General features: G+C 75.1%; 14 protein-coding genes. 8 read left to right on the top strand and 6 right to left on the bottom strand.

Translation table 11 applies throughout. From position 1 onward, the window contains the following. Positions 1–35 precede the first annotated feature (35 nt). A complete protein-coding gene (locus AB0883_RS27985) occupies positions 36–452 on the bottom strand; it encodes a DNA-binding protein (protein WP_366644303.1) in 417 nt (138 codons plus the stop codon). 91 nt (positions 453–543) lie between these two features. Between AB0883_RS27985 and AB0883_RS27980 the strand changes: the two genes are divergently transcribed. The 3 genes from AB0883_RS27980 (at position 544) to AB0883_RS27970 (ending at position 3,051) form a co-directional block, all read left to right on the top strand. After that, entirely contained in the window at positions 544–1,176 is a 633-nt protein-coding gene (locus AB0883_RS27980; RefSeq protein ID WP_366644302.1) for a DNA-3-methyladenine glycosylase, read from the top strand. A 157-nt stretch (positions 1,177–1,333) separates the two neighbouring features. Then, positions 1,334–2,431 carry an LLM class flavin-dependent oxidoreductase gene (locus tag AB0883_RS27975; protein WP_366644301.1) on the top strand — a complete coding sequence of 366 codons (1,098 nt, stop codon included), beginning with the start codon at positions 1,334–1,336 and terminating at the stop codon, positions 2,429–2,431. After that, entirely contained in the window at positions 2,428–3,051 is a 624-nt protein-coding gene (locus AB0883_RS27970) for an FMN reductase (RefSeq protein ID WP_366644300.1), read from the top strand. The genes AB0883_RS27975 and AB0883_RS27970 overlap by 4 nt, the downstream gene beginning before the upstream one ends. Positions 3,052–3,162: 111 nt before the next feature. On the opposite strand, the gene AB0883_RS27965 is transcribed toward AB0883_RS27970, so the two are convergent. From AB0883_RS27965 to AB0883_RS27955, 3 genes are all read right to left on the bottom strand, one after another. Continuing rightward, entirely contained in the window at positions 3,163–4,044 is an 882-nt protein-coding gene (locus AB0883_RS27965; protein ID WP_366644299.1) for a universal stress protein, read from the bottom strand. Between the two features lie 127 nt (positions 4,045–4,171). Beyond that, positions 4,172–5,068 carry a universal stress protein gene (locus tag AB0883_RS27960; RefSeq protein WP_366644298.1) on the bottom strand — a complete coding sequence of 299 codons (897 nt, stop codon included), beginning with the start codon at positions 5,066–5,068 and terminating at the stop codon, positions 4,172–4,174. 49 nt (positions 5,069–5,117) lie between these two features. Then, positions 5,118–7,934: a cation-transporting P-type ATPase gene (locus AB0883_RS27955; RefSeq protein ID WP_366644297.1), complete on the bottom strand. Its 2,817-nt coding sequence runs from the start codon at positions 7,932–7,934 to the stop codon at positions 5,118–5,120. Positions 7,935–8,139: 205 nt separating this feature from the next. Here AB0883_RS27955 and AB0883_RS27950 point away from each other — a divergent pair, with 205 nt between their 5' ends. Continuing rightward, complete coding sequence (locus AB0883_RS27950; RefSeq protein WP_366644296.1) at positions 8,140–8,616, top strand: cyclic nucleotide-binding domain-containing protein; 477 nt, start codon at positions 8,140–8,142, stop codon at positions 8,614–8,616. Here AB0883_RS27950 and AB0883_RS27945 read toward each other — a convergent pair. Beyond that, a complete protein-coding gene (locus tag AB0883_RS27945; protein WP_366644295.1) occupies positions 8,548–8,901 on the bottom strand; it encodes a hypothetical protein in 354 nt (117 codons plus the stop codon). The two genes, AB0883_RS27950 and AB0883_RS27945, sit on opposite strands and share 69 nt — an antisense overlap. Positions 8,902–8,997: 96 nt before the next feature. On the opposite strand from AB0883_RS27945, the gene AB0883_RS27940 reads away from it, so the two are divergent. The 3 genes from AB0883_RS27940 to AB0883_RS27930 all read left to right on the top strand — a co-directional run bounded on the left by AB0883_RS27940 (position 8,998) and on the right by AB0883_RS27930 (position 11,627). Further along, positions 8,998–9,480, top strand: a complete 483-nt coding sequence (locus tag AB0883_RS27940; RefSeq protein WP_366644294.1) for a GNAT family N-acetyltransferase — start codon at positions 8,998–9,000, stop codon at positions 9,478–9,480. 52 nt (positions 9,481–9,532) lie between these two features. Continuing rightward, entirely contained in the window at positions 9,533–10,177 is a 645-nt protein-coding gene (locus AB0883_RS27935; RefSeq protein WP_121395150.1) for a hypothetical protein, read from the top strand. Positions 10,178–10,307: 130 nt separating this feature from the next. Then, on the top strand, positions 10,308–11,627 hold the full coding sequence (locus AB0883_RS27930) for a hemolysin family protein (protein WP_366644293.1): 1,320 nt from the start codon (positions 10,308–10,310) through the stop codon (positions 11,625–11,627). Positions 11,628–11,631: 4 nt separating this feature from the next. Here the strand turns inward: AB0883_RS27930 and AB0883_RS27925 are convergent, their stop codons facing one another. Then, entirely contained in the window at positions 11,632–12,039 is a 408-nt protein-coding gene (locus AB0883_RS27925) for a PaaI family thioesterase (protein WP_199729486.1), read from the bottom strand. Between the two features lie 82 nt (positions 12,040–12,121). Here AB0883_RS27925 and tyrS point away from each other — a divergent pair, with 82 nt between their 5' ends. Next, entirely contained in the window at positions 12,122–13,408 is a 1,287-nt protein-coding gene (tyrS, locus tag AB0883_RS27920) for a tyrosine--tRNA ligase (protein WP_366644292.1), read from the top strand. Positions 13,409–13,896: the final 488 nt, after the last annotated feature.

Raw genomic sequence — 13,896 nt, 5'->3', positions numbered from 1 at the left:
ACCGATCCCGCGCCCAGTCTCGTCCATCGGCGGCGTCATTCGGTGGTGGCGGTGCGGGCGGAGAGCCGTTCGAAGCGCTGCTTGGCGGCCTGCGCGCTGCCCAGCCCCAGCCCGTACGCGATCTGCTGCCAGGTCAGTCCGCGGCCGCGGGCGAGCGTCAGCAGCCCCGCCTCCATCGCGTCGATCTCGGCGCGCAGGTGCGGGGCGAGGGTGAGCGCCGCGACGAGGTCCGCGTCGTCGACCGGCTCCTCGCCGGGCTCGACCTCTGCCCCGCCGGCGGCCAGGGCGGTGACCAGCGCGACCGCCTCGTAGGCGTCCGGCATGTAGGGGTTGGTGTGCCGGCGGCGGCGCGTCTCGGTGCCGGCGTGCCGCTCGGTGATCCGGTGCAGCGCGGCGTACGTGCGGTGCGCCCGGGACGCGCCGGCGTCGGGGGCGGTGAAGGAGTCGGTCATTCCCACACTCCAGCATGACAACGAGCCGTTGTCAACGGAATGTTGATAGGTCGATGGGCGTCAGGCGGCGTCGGCGGATAGGGTCGGTGCCGTGGTGGCGTACTCCGACCGCCGCCCCGCCGACCTGGCGGGGCTGGCCGACCTGCTCGCCGGCCCGGTGGTGCCGGCCGCCCGGGGCCTGCTCGGCTGCCGGCTCACCGCCGGCGACGTGACCGTCCGGATCACCGAGGTCGAGGCGTACGCCGGGACGGCCGGCGACCCGGCGTCGCACGCGCACCGCGGGCGCACCCCGCGCAACGCGGTCATGTTCGGCCCGGCCGGGCACGCCTACGTCTACTTCACCTACGGCATGCACTGGTGCATGAACGTCGTCACCGGGCCCGACGGGGAGGCCTCGGCGGTGCTGCTGCGCGCCGGCGAGGTGGTCGACGGCGTCGAGGCGGCCCGGGCCCGGCGCCCGGCCGTGCGCCGGGACGTCGATCTCGCGCGCGGGCCCGCCCGGCTCTGTGCGGCGCTGGGCATCGACAAGAGTGCCTACGGCCGCTGGCTGCTGGGCGACGGCCCCGTCCGCCTGCGCCCAGCCGACGCCCCGGTGCCCGCGAACGCGGTCGCCGCCGGGCCCCGGGTGGGCGTGACCGGGGCGCACGAGGTGCCGTGGCGGTTCTGGATCGCCGGCGACCCGACCGTGAGCACCTACCGCCGGCACGTGCCGCGTAGCCGCTGACCTGCCCGGGGGCGACCGCCGCGCGATCGACGCGGCCGGCGTGACGGTGGCCACCGGCGGCGCCTCCGGCGCCGGAATAGTTGACTCGTCAAATATGTTGTGCGGTGCGTCCGGGAGCCGCAGCGGCCCCGGCGAAGGACAACGCGAGGAGCTGGTCATGCAGTTCGGAGTCTTCACCGTCGGCGACGTCACGGTCGACCCGACCACCGGTCGCGAGCCGACCGAGCATGAGCGGATCAAGGCGATGGTCGCCATCGCGCTCAAGGCCGAGGAGGTCGGCCTGGACGTCTTCGCCACCGGCGAGCACCACAACCCGCCGTTCGTGCCGTCGTCGCCCACCACCATGCTGGGCTTCATCGCGGCGCGCACCGAGCGCCTGCTGCTGTCCACCGCCACCACGCTGATCACCACCAACGACCCGGTGAAGATCGCCGAGGACTACGCGATGCTCCAGCACCTCGCCGACGGCCGGGTGGACCTGATGATGGGGCGCGGCAACACCGGACCGGTCTACCCGTGGTTCGGCCAGGACATCCGCAACGGCATCCCCCTCGCCATCGAGAACTACGACCTGCTGCACCGGCTCTGGCGCGAGGACGTGGTCGACTGGAAGGGCCGCTTCCGCACCCCGTTGCAGTCGTTCACGTCGACGCCGCGACCGCTCGACGGCGTGCCGCCGTTCGTCTGGCACGGCTCGATCCGCAGCCCCGAGATCGCCGAGCAGGCCGCCTACTACGGCGACGGCTTCTTCGCCAACCACATCTTCTGGCCCAAGGAGCACACCCAGCGGATGGTCGGGCTCTACCGGCAGCGCTTCGCGCACTACGGGCACGGCTCCGCCGACCAGGCCATCGTGGGCCTCGGCGGGCAGGTGTTCATGCGGCGCAACTCGCAGGACGCGGTAAGGGAGTTCCGGCCGTACTTCGACAACGCCCCGGTCTACGGGCACGGCCCGTCGCTGGAGGAGTTCACCGCGCAGACCCCGCTGACCGTGGGCAGCCCGCAGCAGGTCATCGACCGCACGCTGGGCTTCCGCGACTACGTCGGCGACTACCAGCGCCAGCTGTTCCTCATGGACCACGCCGGCCTGCCCCTGAAGACCGTGTTGGAGCAGCTCGACCTGCTCGGCGAGGAGGTCGTACCCGTGCTGCGCAAGGAGTTCGAGTCGCTGCGCCCGGCGCACGTGCCGGCCGCGCCCATCCACGCGTCGCTGCGCGACGCCGCCGACCGGGCCGGGGCGGAGGCCAGCCGATGACTCGCCGCACCCTCGCCGTGGTGTCGGCCGGGCTGGGGCGGCCCTCGTCGACCCGGCTGCTCGCCGACCAGCTCGCCGCGGCCACCCGCGACGAGCTGGCCCGGCGCGGCGACGACGTCGACGTACGCCCCGTCGAGCTGCGCGAGCACGCCCACGACATCGTCAACCACCTGCTGACCGGTTTCCCGTCGCCCGCGCTGCGGGAGGTGCTCGACACGGTCACCGGCGCGGACGGGCTGATCGCCGTCACGCCGATCTTCCACGCCTCGTACAACGGGCTGTTCAAGTCGTTCTTCGACCTGGTCGAATCCGGCGCGCTCGCGGACCGGCCGGTGCTGGCCGGCGCCACCGGCGGAACGGCCCGGCACTCGCTGGCGCTGGAGCACGCCGTCCGGCCGATGTTCACCCACCTGCGGTCGGTCGTGGTCCCCACCGCGGTCTTCGCCGCCCCGGAGGACTGGTCCGCCGGCACCGCCGACGGCGCGCTGCGGGCCCGGATCGTCCGCGCCGGCAGCGAGCTGGCCGAGCAGGTCCACCGGCGGCCGCCGTCCACCGGCCCCGCCGACCCATTCGCCCTCACCACCAGCTTCGACGAGCTCCTCGGGGGTCGGGACCACTGATCCGACGGTGGAGACCCTGTCCCCGCCTCGCCGGGAGCGGCGTGCCGGACGGGGGCGTCCTCGCCGCCGCCGGCCCGCCGACCCCGCCCGGGACCGGCGGGCCGGGGCACGTCAGTGGGCGTGACCGTACGGGCGGGCCACCAGCACCGGGCAGTGCGCGTGCTGCACGAGGGCCTGGCTGACCGAGCCGAGCAGCAGCCCGGCGAACCCGCCCCGGCCCCGGGAGCCGACCACCACCAGCGCCGCGTCCCCGCTGGCCTCGACGAGCGCCTGCTCGGCCTTCGGCGCCCGGAGCACCCGCCCCTCGACGGCCAGCCCCGGGTGACTGCCACGGACGGCCGCCGCGGCGGTGGCCAGCAGCTCGGCGGACCCAGGGTGGGCGGCGGCCTGCGTCTCCGTCACCTCGTCCGCCGCCGGGCGGTCCCCGTCGGGCGGCTGGACGTGCACCAGCACCAGCCCGTCGCCACGGCGGGCCGCCTCGTCGGCCGCGTACCCGACCGCCAGCTCGGCGGGCTCGGACCCGTCGACCCCGACCAGCACCGGCCCGGCGACCGGGATCGGCTCCTCGGCGGGACGCACCACCAGCACCGGGCAGTGCGCGTGGGCGGCCACCTGCGTGCCGACCGAGCCGAGCAGCAGCCCGGCGAAACCGCCCAGCCCCCGGCTGCCCACCACCACCAGCTCGGCCCGCCGGGACTCCTCGACCAACGTCGCACCCGGCCCGCCCGCCACCTGGCGCACCTCGACGGTCAGTCCCGGGCAGCGCCCGGCGAGGTCGGCGGCCGTGCGTTCCAACATCTTCTGCGCCTCCTCGGTCGGCGCCGGCAACCCCACGTCGTACGGGTTGAGCGGCACGCCGTAACCGAGCGGGTGCAGGTAGCCGTGCACCAGGTGCAGGGGGCGGGACCGCAGCACGGCGGCCCGCGCGGCGTGCTCCGCCGCCAGCAGGCTCGCCGGTGATCCGTCCACACCCACCACCACGGGTCGGTTCATCAGCCCTCCCAGAGATCGATCAGGCCATTGTCGACGCGGCATTGCCGACCCGCCGGCATTTGCGTCGACGCCGTCGCGCCGGCCGGGGGAGCGGCCGACGCGACGGCGTCGCGGTGCGGTGACCGGGTCAGGACGCGTCGGCCCCCTTCGCGTGCCGCACGATCACCAGCGGGCAGTGCGCGTGGTGCAGCACCGCGTGGCTGACCGAGCCGAGCAGCAGCCCGCCCAGCGCGCCCCGGCCGCGTGCCCCCACGACCACCAGCTGGGCCTTCTTCGACTCCTCCACCAGCACGCCGCCCGGGGAGCCCCGGACCAGCCGGTGCTGCGCCGGCACGTCGGGGTAGCGCTCGGCGAAGCCGGCGACGGCCTCCGCGAGGGCGCGTTCCTCGTCCGCGGCGAAGGCGTCCAGGTCGTACACCAGGGGCAGGACGTCGCCCGGGCCGACCGGCGCGGGGTAGAGCCAGGCCTGCACCGCGACCAGCGGAGCACCCCGGCGGCTCGCCTCCTCGAAGGCGAACGCGATGGCTTCGAGGGAACACTCGGAGCCGTCGACGCCCACCACGACCGGGCCGTCGGCGCGCTGCTCGCCGCGCACCACGAGGACGGGGACCTGCGCGTGGGCGGAGACCTGCACGGTGACGGAGCCGAGCAGCAGCCCGGCGAAACCGCCCAGGCCCCGGTGGCCCAGCACCAGCAGGGCGGCGTCCCGGGACTCCCCGAGCAGGACGGGGGTCGCCGCGCCGTCGACCACCACGCCGGTCACCGGCACGTCCGGGGCGGTCCTGTTGGCCTCGGCGATCGCCTCGGCGACGTACCGCTCGGCCTGGTTGCGCAGGCCGGCGCCGGCCGGCGCGCCCTCGGCGGCACCGAGCGGGGCGCGCGTCAGGGGCCAGATGAAGGCGTGCACGACCCGCAGCGGGCGCTGTCGCTGCGCCGCCTCCCGCGCCGCCACCCGGACCGCGTCGACCGCGGCGGCCGAGCCGTCCACACCCACCACGACGGGGGCACCGGTGTTGATGGTCATCGACTCCTCCTTCGTCCACCTTCAGCCTGCTTGATCCGCACGCTACCGGTCAGAGGCGGTCGTCCCGACCAGCGGGACCTTGGTCCCGACTCGCAGACCGACGGTCACCGGCCGGGCCGCCCGCCCCCGGCGCGCTCCGACCGACCCCGGCCGCAGCGCCCGGGCTGTCCGCCCCCGGCGCGTTCCGACCGACCCCGGCCGCAGCGCCCGGGCGCGGCAGGGCGGCGTCCGTCGCGGTGCCGTCCGGCGGGACCGCGTCCCGGGGCCCGGCGTCCCCCGGGGCGGCGCCGCCCGGCCGGCGGGCCAGCCGCAGCACCAGCCCGGGCAGCACGCTGACGGCGGCGCAGGCCAGCAGCTCCGCCGCGCCGAGCGGCTGCGTGCCGAGCAGCTCCCGCAGTGGAGGCAGCAGCACCCCGGCGACCTGGAGCAGCGCGGAGACCGCCACCGCGACCGGCAGCGCCCGGTTGCCGTGCCGGGCACCGCGCGGTCGCGGCGCGCGGACCGCGAGCGCCACCCCGAGCTGGGCCAGGCCGAGCACCACGAAGACCACCGACTGCCAGGGCCGGTCCCAGTGCGCGGCGAGCACGCCGGCGCCGAGCACCACGGCGGCGATCAGTCCGCCGGTGACCAGCACGTCCCGGCCCAGGCCGGCCCCGAGCACCGACTCCGACGGGGAGCGGGGCGCCCGGCGCAGCGTGCCCGGCTCCGCCGGCTCCGCGCCCAGCGCCACCCCCGGCACCCCGTGGGTGAGCAGGTTCACCCAGAGGATCTGCGCCGGCAGCAGCGGTACGGCCAGCCCGAACAGCGGGCCGAGCAGCATCACGGCGATCTCGGCGACCCCGCCGGAGAGCGCGTAGCGCAGGAACCGCCGGATGTTGTCGTAGATGCGGCGGCCCTCGCCGATGGCGGCGGCCACCGTGGAGAGGTCGTCGTCGACGAGCACCAGGTCGGCGGCCTGCCGGGCGACCTCCGTGCCGCCGCCCATCGCCACCCCAATGTCGGCGCGGCGCAGCGCCGGGGCGTCGTTCACCCCGTCGCCGGTCATCGCCACCACGTGCCCCCGCGACTGCAACCCGGCGATGATGTCGAGCTTCTGTTCCGGCTGGGTACGCGCGAACACCCGCGCCTGCGGGTGCGCCCGCGCCGGGTCGCCGTCGTCCCCGCGTACCACCGGGTCGCCCTCGCGCCAGAGCCCCAGCTGGCCGCCGATCGCCGCGGCGGTCGCCGGGTGGTCGCCGGTGATCAGCACCAGCCGGACCCCGGCGTCGTCGAAGCTGCCCGCGATGTCGGCCGCGCCCGCGCGCAGCGGGTCGCCGACGGCGACCAGCCCCACGGGCCGCAGCCCGACCGGCCGGGCGGGATCGGCCGGCGGGGCGTCCACCACGGCGGACGCGACGGCCAGCACCCGCAGCCCCTCGGCGGCCAGCCGGTGCGCGGCGGCGGTCAGCTCGCCGATCTCCTCGGCAGAGGCGTCGACCAGCGGCGCGGCCAGCACGTTCTCCGGCGCGCCCTTGCACACCACCAGGTACCGGCGGTCGCAGGAGCGGTGCACGGTGGTCATCCGGCGCAGCTCCTGGTCGAAGGGGTGCTCCGCGACCCGCGGCCACGCCGCGCGGGTGCGCTCCGGGTCGAGACCGCACCGGGCGGCGAAGGCGACCAGCGCCGCCTCCAACGGGTCGCCGACGGCGGCCCACTCCGGCCGTTCGCCGGTGGGCGGGGCCAGGGTCGCGTCGTTGCAGAGCAGCCCGGCGCGCGCCAGGCTGCGCAGGTCGTCCGGTACGGCCACCGCCTCGCCCCGCCGGTGCACCGTGCCCTGCGGCGCGTAACCGCTGCCGGTGACGCCGTAGCGGGAGCCGTCGCCGGTGACGGCGTGCTGCACCGCCATCCGGCCCTCGGTGAGGGTGCCCGTCTTGTCCGAGGCGATGACGGTGACGGAGCCGAGCGTCTCGACCGCGTGCAGCCGGCGGGGAATGGCCCGCGCCCCGGCCATCCGGCGGGCGCCGAGGGCGAGGGCGAGGGTGACGACCGCCGGCAGCGACTCGGGCACCGCCGCCACCACGAGGCTCACCGCGGTGACCGCCATGTCGACCACCGGCCGCCCGCCGACGACGCCGATGACGAAGACCAGCCCCGAGAGCACCACCGCGGCGAAGCCGAGCATCCGACCGAGCCCGGCGAGGCGGCGCTGCAACGGGGTGGCGGCGGGCCGGGTGGACGCCACCAGGGCGGTGATCCGGCCGAGCGCGCTCGCGGTGCCCGTCCGTACCACCGTGCCGGTGGCCCGCCCGGTGGTGACCACGGTCCCCGCGCTGGCCTCCCCGCCCACCGTGCGGGTCACCGGCACGGACTCCCCGGTCAGCGCCGACTCGTCGACGCTCAGCCGGGCCGCCTCGGCGAGCAGCAGGTCGGCCGGGACCACGTCGCCGGCCTCGACCCGCACCAGGTCACCACGGACGAGGTCGGCGGCGGGCAGGACGACGTCCCGGCCGTCCCGCACGACCCGGGCGGTGGGCGCGGCGAGCTGGTCCAACGCGGCGATCGCCCGGTCGGCCCGGACCTCCTGCACGACGCCGATGGCGGTGTTCACCAGCACCACCAGCACGATCACCGCGGTGTCCGGGTAGTCGCGCAGCACGGCGGTGACAACGGCGGCGGCCAGCAGCAACGCCACCAGCGGGTCGCTGAGCTGGCGCAGGACGCGGCCGCCCAGGTGGCGGCGGGCCGGCGCGACCGCCGCGTTCGGCCCGTCCGCGCGCAGCCGGGCGGCGGCCTCCGCCGAGCTGAGCCCGGCCGCCGGCCTGGTCGAGGTGTCAGCGGGCACCGGTACGCCCCCGCCCCCGCCGTTCTCCGGACCGTCCCACGTCATCCTCCGCCCTGCCGGCGCCGTCGCGGCGCACCGTCCCGATCCCACCCTCGTCCCGACGGGCGGCACCGGCCAGGGGAGTTCCGCCCGCGCGACCCGGGACCAACGGCCCTGCCGCCCACGGCCGGCGTGCGGTGCGATGGGAGCCGGCACGACCCGTCGCGGGTATCCGGCCACCGCCGGCCCGGTTCGACGAGAGGGGCACCGCATGACCACCCTGGACGTACTGCGCGCGCATCCGTTCCTCGCCGGGCTGCCCGAGCCGTGGCTGCCCCGGCTCGCCGGGCACGCCCGGCCGGTGGTCTGGCACCCCGGGCACCGGCTGTTCCGGGCCGACGGGCCGGCGGAGCGCTTCTGGCTGGTCCGCACCGGCCGGGTCGCGCTCGACTTCGCGGTGCCCGGCCGCGGCGACGTGGAGATCGAGACGATCGGCGCGGGCGGGGTGCTGGGCTGGTCGTGGCTGTTCCCGCCGTACCGCTGGCAGTTCGGGGCGGTGGCCGCGCAGCGCAGCACGGCGGTGGAGTTCACCGCCGAGGGGGTGCGCCGGCTGATGGAATCCGACGACGCGCTCGGCCGGCAGTTGACCACCCGCTTCATGAGCGTCGTGGTGGACCGGCTACACGCGGCCCGGGGCCGGCTGCTCGACCTCTACGGCTATCCGGTGGGCACCCCGCCCGCCGGCTGATCCGTCCGACCCGCGCCACTGTGGACGCTGTCCGCTATCCGTCGCCGGCCGGCCGCGCACCACCAGCTCGTCGACCTCCAGCCTGCCGATGCGCAGCTCACGGACGACCGCCCGGCGGATCGCCAGCCGGCCGATCGCGAGCGCGCCGACGGCGGCGGCACCGCAGGCCAGCGCCCCCACGGCCAGCGCCCCGACCGACGCCGCCCCCGCCGCCCGCGCGCCCGCCGCCGCCGCACCGGTGGCGCTCGTCCCGACCACCCGCGCGCTCCGTACCGTTCGTCCCATCCCGCCATTGTCGGCGCACCGCCGGCGGCGTGCGACCGGATCATGCGCACCCGACCCGCGATCCGGTTGTCGGTGGTGGGTCCTATCCTCGGGCCCGTGACCGCCGAGCTGCACCTGCGTCCCGTGCGCGACGACGACCTGCCCCTCTTCTTCGCCCACGAGCAGGACGCGGAGGCCAACTGGATGGCCGCGTTCGGGCCGGAGGACCCGGCCGACCGGGAGCGGTTCGACGCCCACTGGCGGCGCGTGCGCGCCGACGAGCGGATCGTTCCCCGCACGGTGGTCGTCGACGGCGAGGTCGTCGGCCACGTGGTGGCCTTCCCCGTCGGCGAGCGGACCGAGGTCAGCTACTGGATCGACCCCCGACGCTGGGGTCGGGGGCACGCCACGGCGGCGCTCGCCGCGCTGCTGCGCGAGCTGCCCCAGCGGCCCGTGCACGCCCGCGCCGCCAAGGACAACCGCGCCTCGCTCGCCGTGCTGCGCAAGTGCGGCTTTGTCGTCACCGGCGAGGACAAGGGGTACGCCAACGGCCGGGGCACCGAGGTGGAGGAATGGGTGCTGGAGCTCGCCGGCGACTGACCCGCCGCCGCCCGCCGGGTCGCCGCGTCCGCGCGAGCACTACTCTCGCGGGGTGAACTGGCTGGAACTGATCGGCTGGACCGGCTCCGCGCTGCTGGTCTGGTCGCTGCTGCAGACGCGCATCCTCCGGCTGCGTGCCCTGAACCTGGTCGGCTGTCTGATCCTGATCGGTTACAACGCCGCCGTGCAGGTCTGGCCCATGGTCGGGCTGAACGTCGTGCTCGCGGTGATCAACGTCTGGTACCTGCGGACCATGCTCGCCACCCGCCACGACGAGGCCACCTACCAGGTGGTCGAGGTCGGGGTCGACGACCAGTTCCTGGCCCACACGCTGAGTGTGCACGCCGCCGACATCGCCCGGTTCAACCCCGGCTTCCGCTGGCCCCCCGGCACCGCCGCCGAGCGCTCGGCGTTCCTGGTCGTACGCGCCGACGAGGTGGTGGGCGTGGTGCTGTCGCACGCCGAGGCCGACGGCGTGGCGCAGGTCGACCTCGACTACGTGACCCGACGGTTCCGGGACTTCACCCCCGGCGAGTTCGTCTACCGGCGCAGCAGCCTCTTCACCGACCGCGGCTTCCACCGGGTGATCACCCCGCCCGGCATGGTCGCCCCGTACTACCACCGGCTCGGCTTCCGCCCCGAGGGCCGCTCGTACGTCCTCGACCTGCCCGCCCCGCCGGTCGCCCGGCGGGCCTGATCACATCGGGCACCGGATGAGGATTCGCCGGTCGGCCCGGTGGGCACAGACTGGCCTACGCCGGCCGTGATCCTCGGCCGGCGGTGCCCGTCGTGCCGGCGGGCACTGTCCCGCGTGAGGAGAGCCGGGCGTGCAGAGCATCTGGACCCAACTGGCCCTGGTCGGTGTCCTGGTCATCCTCAACGCGGTCTTCGCCGGCAGCGAGATGGCACTGGTCTCGCTGCGGGACAGCCAGATCCAGCGGCTGGAACGCACCAGCCGGGCCGGCCGGGTGCTGGCCCGCCTCGCCAAGGACCCGAACCGCTTCCTGGCCACCATCCAGATCGGGATCACCCTCGCCGGCTTCCTGGCATCGGCCGCGGCGGCGGTGTCGCTGGCCAAGCCCCTCGTACCGCTCCTCAGCGCGCTCGGCGGCGCCGCCGAGACCGTCGCGATCGTGGTGGTCACCCTCGCGTTGACCTTCGTCACCCTGGTCTTCGGCGAGCTGGCCCCGAAGCGCATCGCCATGCAGGCCGCGGAGCGGTGGGCGCTCCTGGTCGCCCGCCCGCTCGACCTGCTGGCCTCCGTGACCCGGCCGGCCGTCTGGGCCCTCGGCGCCACCAGCGACCTGGTGGTACGCCTGGTCGGGCTCAACCCGAAGCACGAGCCCGACGAGATCGGCCCCGACGAGCTGCGGGACATCGTCGCCGGCAACCACGGCTTCACCAAGGAGCAGCGGACCATCATCGCCGGCGCCGTCGAGATCGCCGACCGGCAGCTGCGGGCGGTGCTCGTACCCCGGTTGCAGGTCTTCACGCTCGACAGCGGCACCACGGCGGAGGCCGCGCGGCTGCTGCTGGCCGCCACCGGCCACTCCCGGGCACCGGTGGTCCGGCACGGCGGCCTCGACGACGCGGTCGGCGTGATCCACCTGCGTGACCTCGTCGGCGTTCCCGAGGACCGGCCGGTCGACGAGTGCGCGCGCCCGCCGATGCTGCTGCCGGACTCCCTGCCGGTGGTGGACGCGCTGCGGCAGTTCAAGGCCGAACGCCAGCACATCGCCCTGGTGGTGGACGAGCGGGGCGCCGTCGACGGCATCGTCACCCTGGAGGACATCCTCGAGGAGATCGTCGGGGAGATCTACGACGAGACCGACCGGGACGTGCGCGCCGTACGCACCGAGCCCGACGGCACCCTGCTGCTCCCCGGCACCTTCCCCGTGCACGACCTCATCGACCTGGGCGTCGAACTGCCCGGCCGCCCCGGCGGGGACTACACCACGATCGCGGGTCTCGTGCTCGCCTGCCTCGGCCACATCCCCACCGTGGCAGGGGAGAGCGTCGTCGTGGACGGATGGGAGCTGGAGGTGACCCGCATCGACCACCGCGCCATCGCGGGGGTCCGACTGCGCCGGCAGTCCGCGCCGGCGTCCGACGATGCCGGGGCCGTGCTGGACGAGGCCCGAAGCTGACCGGTCAGGCCGGGTAGAGGTTCTGCAGCCGGACCTGGCCGCGGGCCACGAGCCGGGCGTCGGCGTCGGTGATCTCCACCTGCCAGAGCTGCTGGCTGCGTCCCCGGTGCACGGGCGTGCCCACCGCGGTCAGCTCGCCGTCGCGCACCGCGCGCAGGAAGTCGGTCTGGTTCGACACGCCCACGACGCGTCCGCGCTCGCCCAGCCACAGCGACCCGCCGATGCTGGCGGCCGTCTCGACCACCGAGCAGTACACGCCGCCGTGCTGGATGCCGAACGGTTGGTGCAGCTCCGGGCGGACCTGCCAACGGATCACCACCCGGTCGCCGTCGACCTCGTCGAGCTTGAGGCCGAGCAGGGCGACGAAGCCGCCCGTCAGATCCGGCATGTCCACGGCGTTCCCTCCCTCGATCACGGCGCCGCCAGCCTACGCCGACGTCCGCCCGGCAAACCCGGTACGTTCCGCCCCCGGTCATGGGGGACAATCGGTGACCGTGACCGACAGCAGCCCCCCGCCCCCCGGGCGGGACTCCCTGACCGACGACCTGCGGTGGCGGGGCCTGATCCAGGACTCCACCGGCCTCGACGAGCTGCGTGCGCTGCTCGACGGCGGTTCCGCCGCCTACTACGTGGGCTTCGATCCGACCGCGCCGAGCCTGCACGTCGGCCATCTCATGCAGGTCGCCACGGCACGTCGGCTCCAGCTCGCCGGGCACCGGCCGCTGCTGCTCGTCGGCGGCGCCACCGGCCAGATCGGCGACCCGAAGGAGAGCGCCGAGCGGAGCCTCAACCCGCCCGAGGTGGTCGCCGGCTGGGTGGCCCGGATCCGCGACCAGCTCGCCCCCTTCGTCTCGTACGAGGGGGAGAACGCGGCGCAACTGGTCAACAACCTGGACTGGACCGGCGAGATGTCGGTGGTCGAGTTCCTCCGCGACGTCGGCAAGCACTTCCCGGTCAACAAGATGCTGGCCCGGGAGGTGGTCAGGGCGCGGCTGGAGAGCGGCATCAGCTTCACCGAGTTCAGCTACCAGCTGCTGCAGGCGAACGACTTCTTCGAGCTGCACCGCCGGCACGGCTGCCAGCTCCAGTTCGGCGGCTCGGACCAGTGGGGCAACATCACCGCCGGCGTCGACTACATCCGCCGGCGCGGTGCCGGGCCGGTGCAGGCGTTCACCACGCCGCTGGTGACGAAGTCCGACGGCACGAAGTTCGGCAAGACCGAGGGCGGCGCGATCTGGCTCGATCCCGAGATGACCAGCCCGTACGCGTTCTACCAGTTCTGGGTCAACGTCGACGACCGGGACGTGAGCCGCTACCTGCGGTACTTCAGCTTCCGCTCCCGGGAGGAGCTGGAGGCGCTGGAGAAGGAGACCGCCGAGCGGCCGGCGGCCCGGGCGGCGCAGCGGGCGCTGGCCGAGGAGCTGACCACGCTGGTGCACGGCGAGCGGGAGATGGCGCAGGTGGTGGCCGCGAGCCAGGCGCTCTTCGGCCGCGGCTCGCTGGACGAGCTGGCGCCGGCGACGCTGCGGGCCGCACTCACCGAGGCCGGCCTGGTCCACGTCGACGAGCTGCCCGACGTCGCCGGGTTGCTGCGCGACTCCGGGCTGGTTCCCAGCCTCAAGGAGGCGCGCCGGGTGATCGCCGAGGGCGGCGCCTACGTGAACAACACCCGGGTCACCGAGACCGACGCCACTGTGGACCGCGGCGACCTGCTGCACGGCCGGTACCTGGTGCTGCGCCGCGGCAAGCGGTCGTTCGCCGGGGTCGAGCTGCGCGGTTAGCCGTACGTCGCCCGACGTGACGCGGGACGCCCCCGGTGGATTTGACGATCGATCCGCCGGGGGCGTAACTTTCTCTCTGCCAGCGCGGAACGGACGAACCGGGGCGAAGCCACCGGAGGCCGGGCGCGGGAATGAGCTTCGGGTCCGGTGTGTTGCACTCATCGGTGCCCGGACCGGGCGGTGCCCCGGATCCGTCGCGAGGCGGATTTGGCGAGGCGGAACCGACCGGGTATGGTTCATCGCCGGCAGGGAACCGGGCGAGCTCGCGGGGGACCGCGGCGGCCGGCCTGCCGGAAGTCACGATCGACAACGGCGCAAGCCGATGTCGGGTGGCGCCCGGAAATGGGATTGAAGTGGTGCGGATCGCTACGAAGCGGTTTGACACGACGGAAACCACCGGGTAACGTAGTAAAAGTGCCCGGCGCGGGAAGCGGCGGGTGCGGTGAACGAAATGCCCCGGGTCGGGGGCTCCACGGTGTGGGGTTTCC

This window comes from Micromonospora sp. NPDC047812 (assembly GCF_040704175.1).
Classification (GTDB): Bacteria; Actinomycetota; Actinomycetes; order Mycobacteriales; family Micromonosporaceae; genus Micromonospora.
Note: the sequence above shows the minus strand (reverse complement) of the source record. Positions and strands in the feature narration are given on the sequence as shown.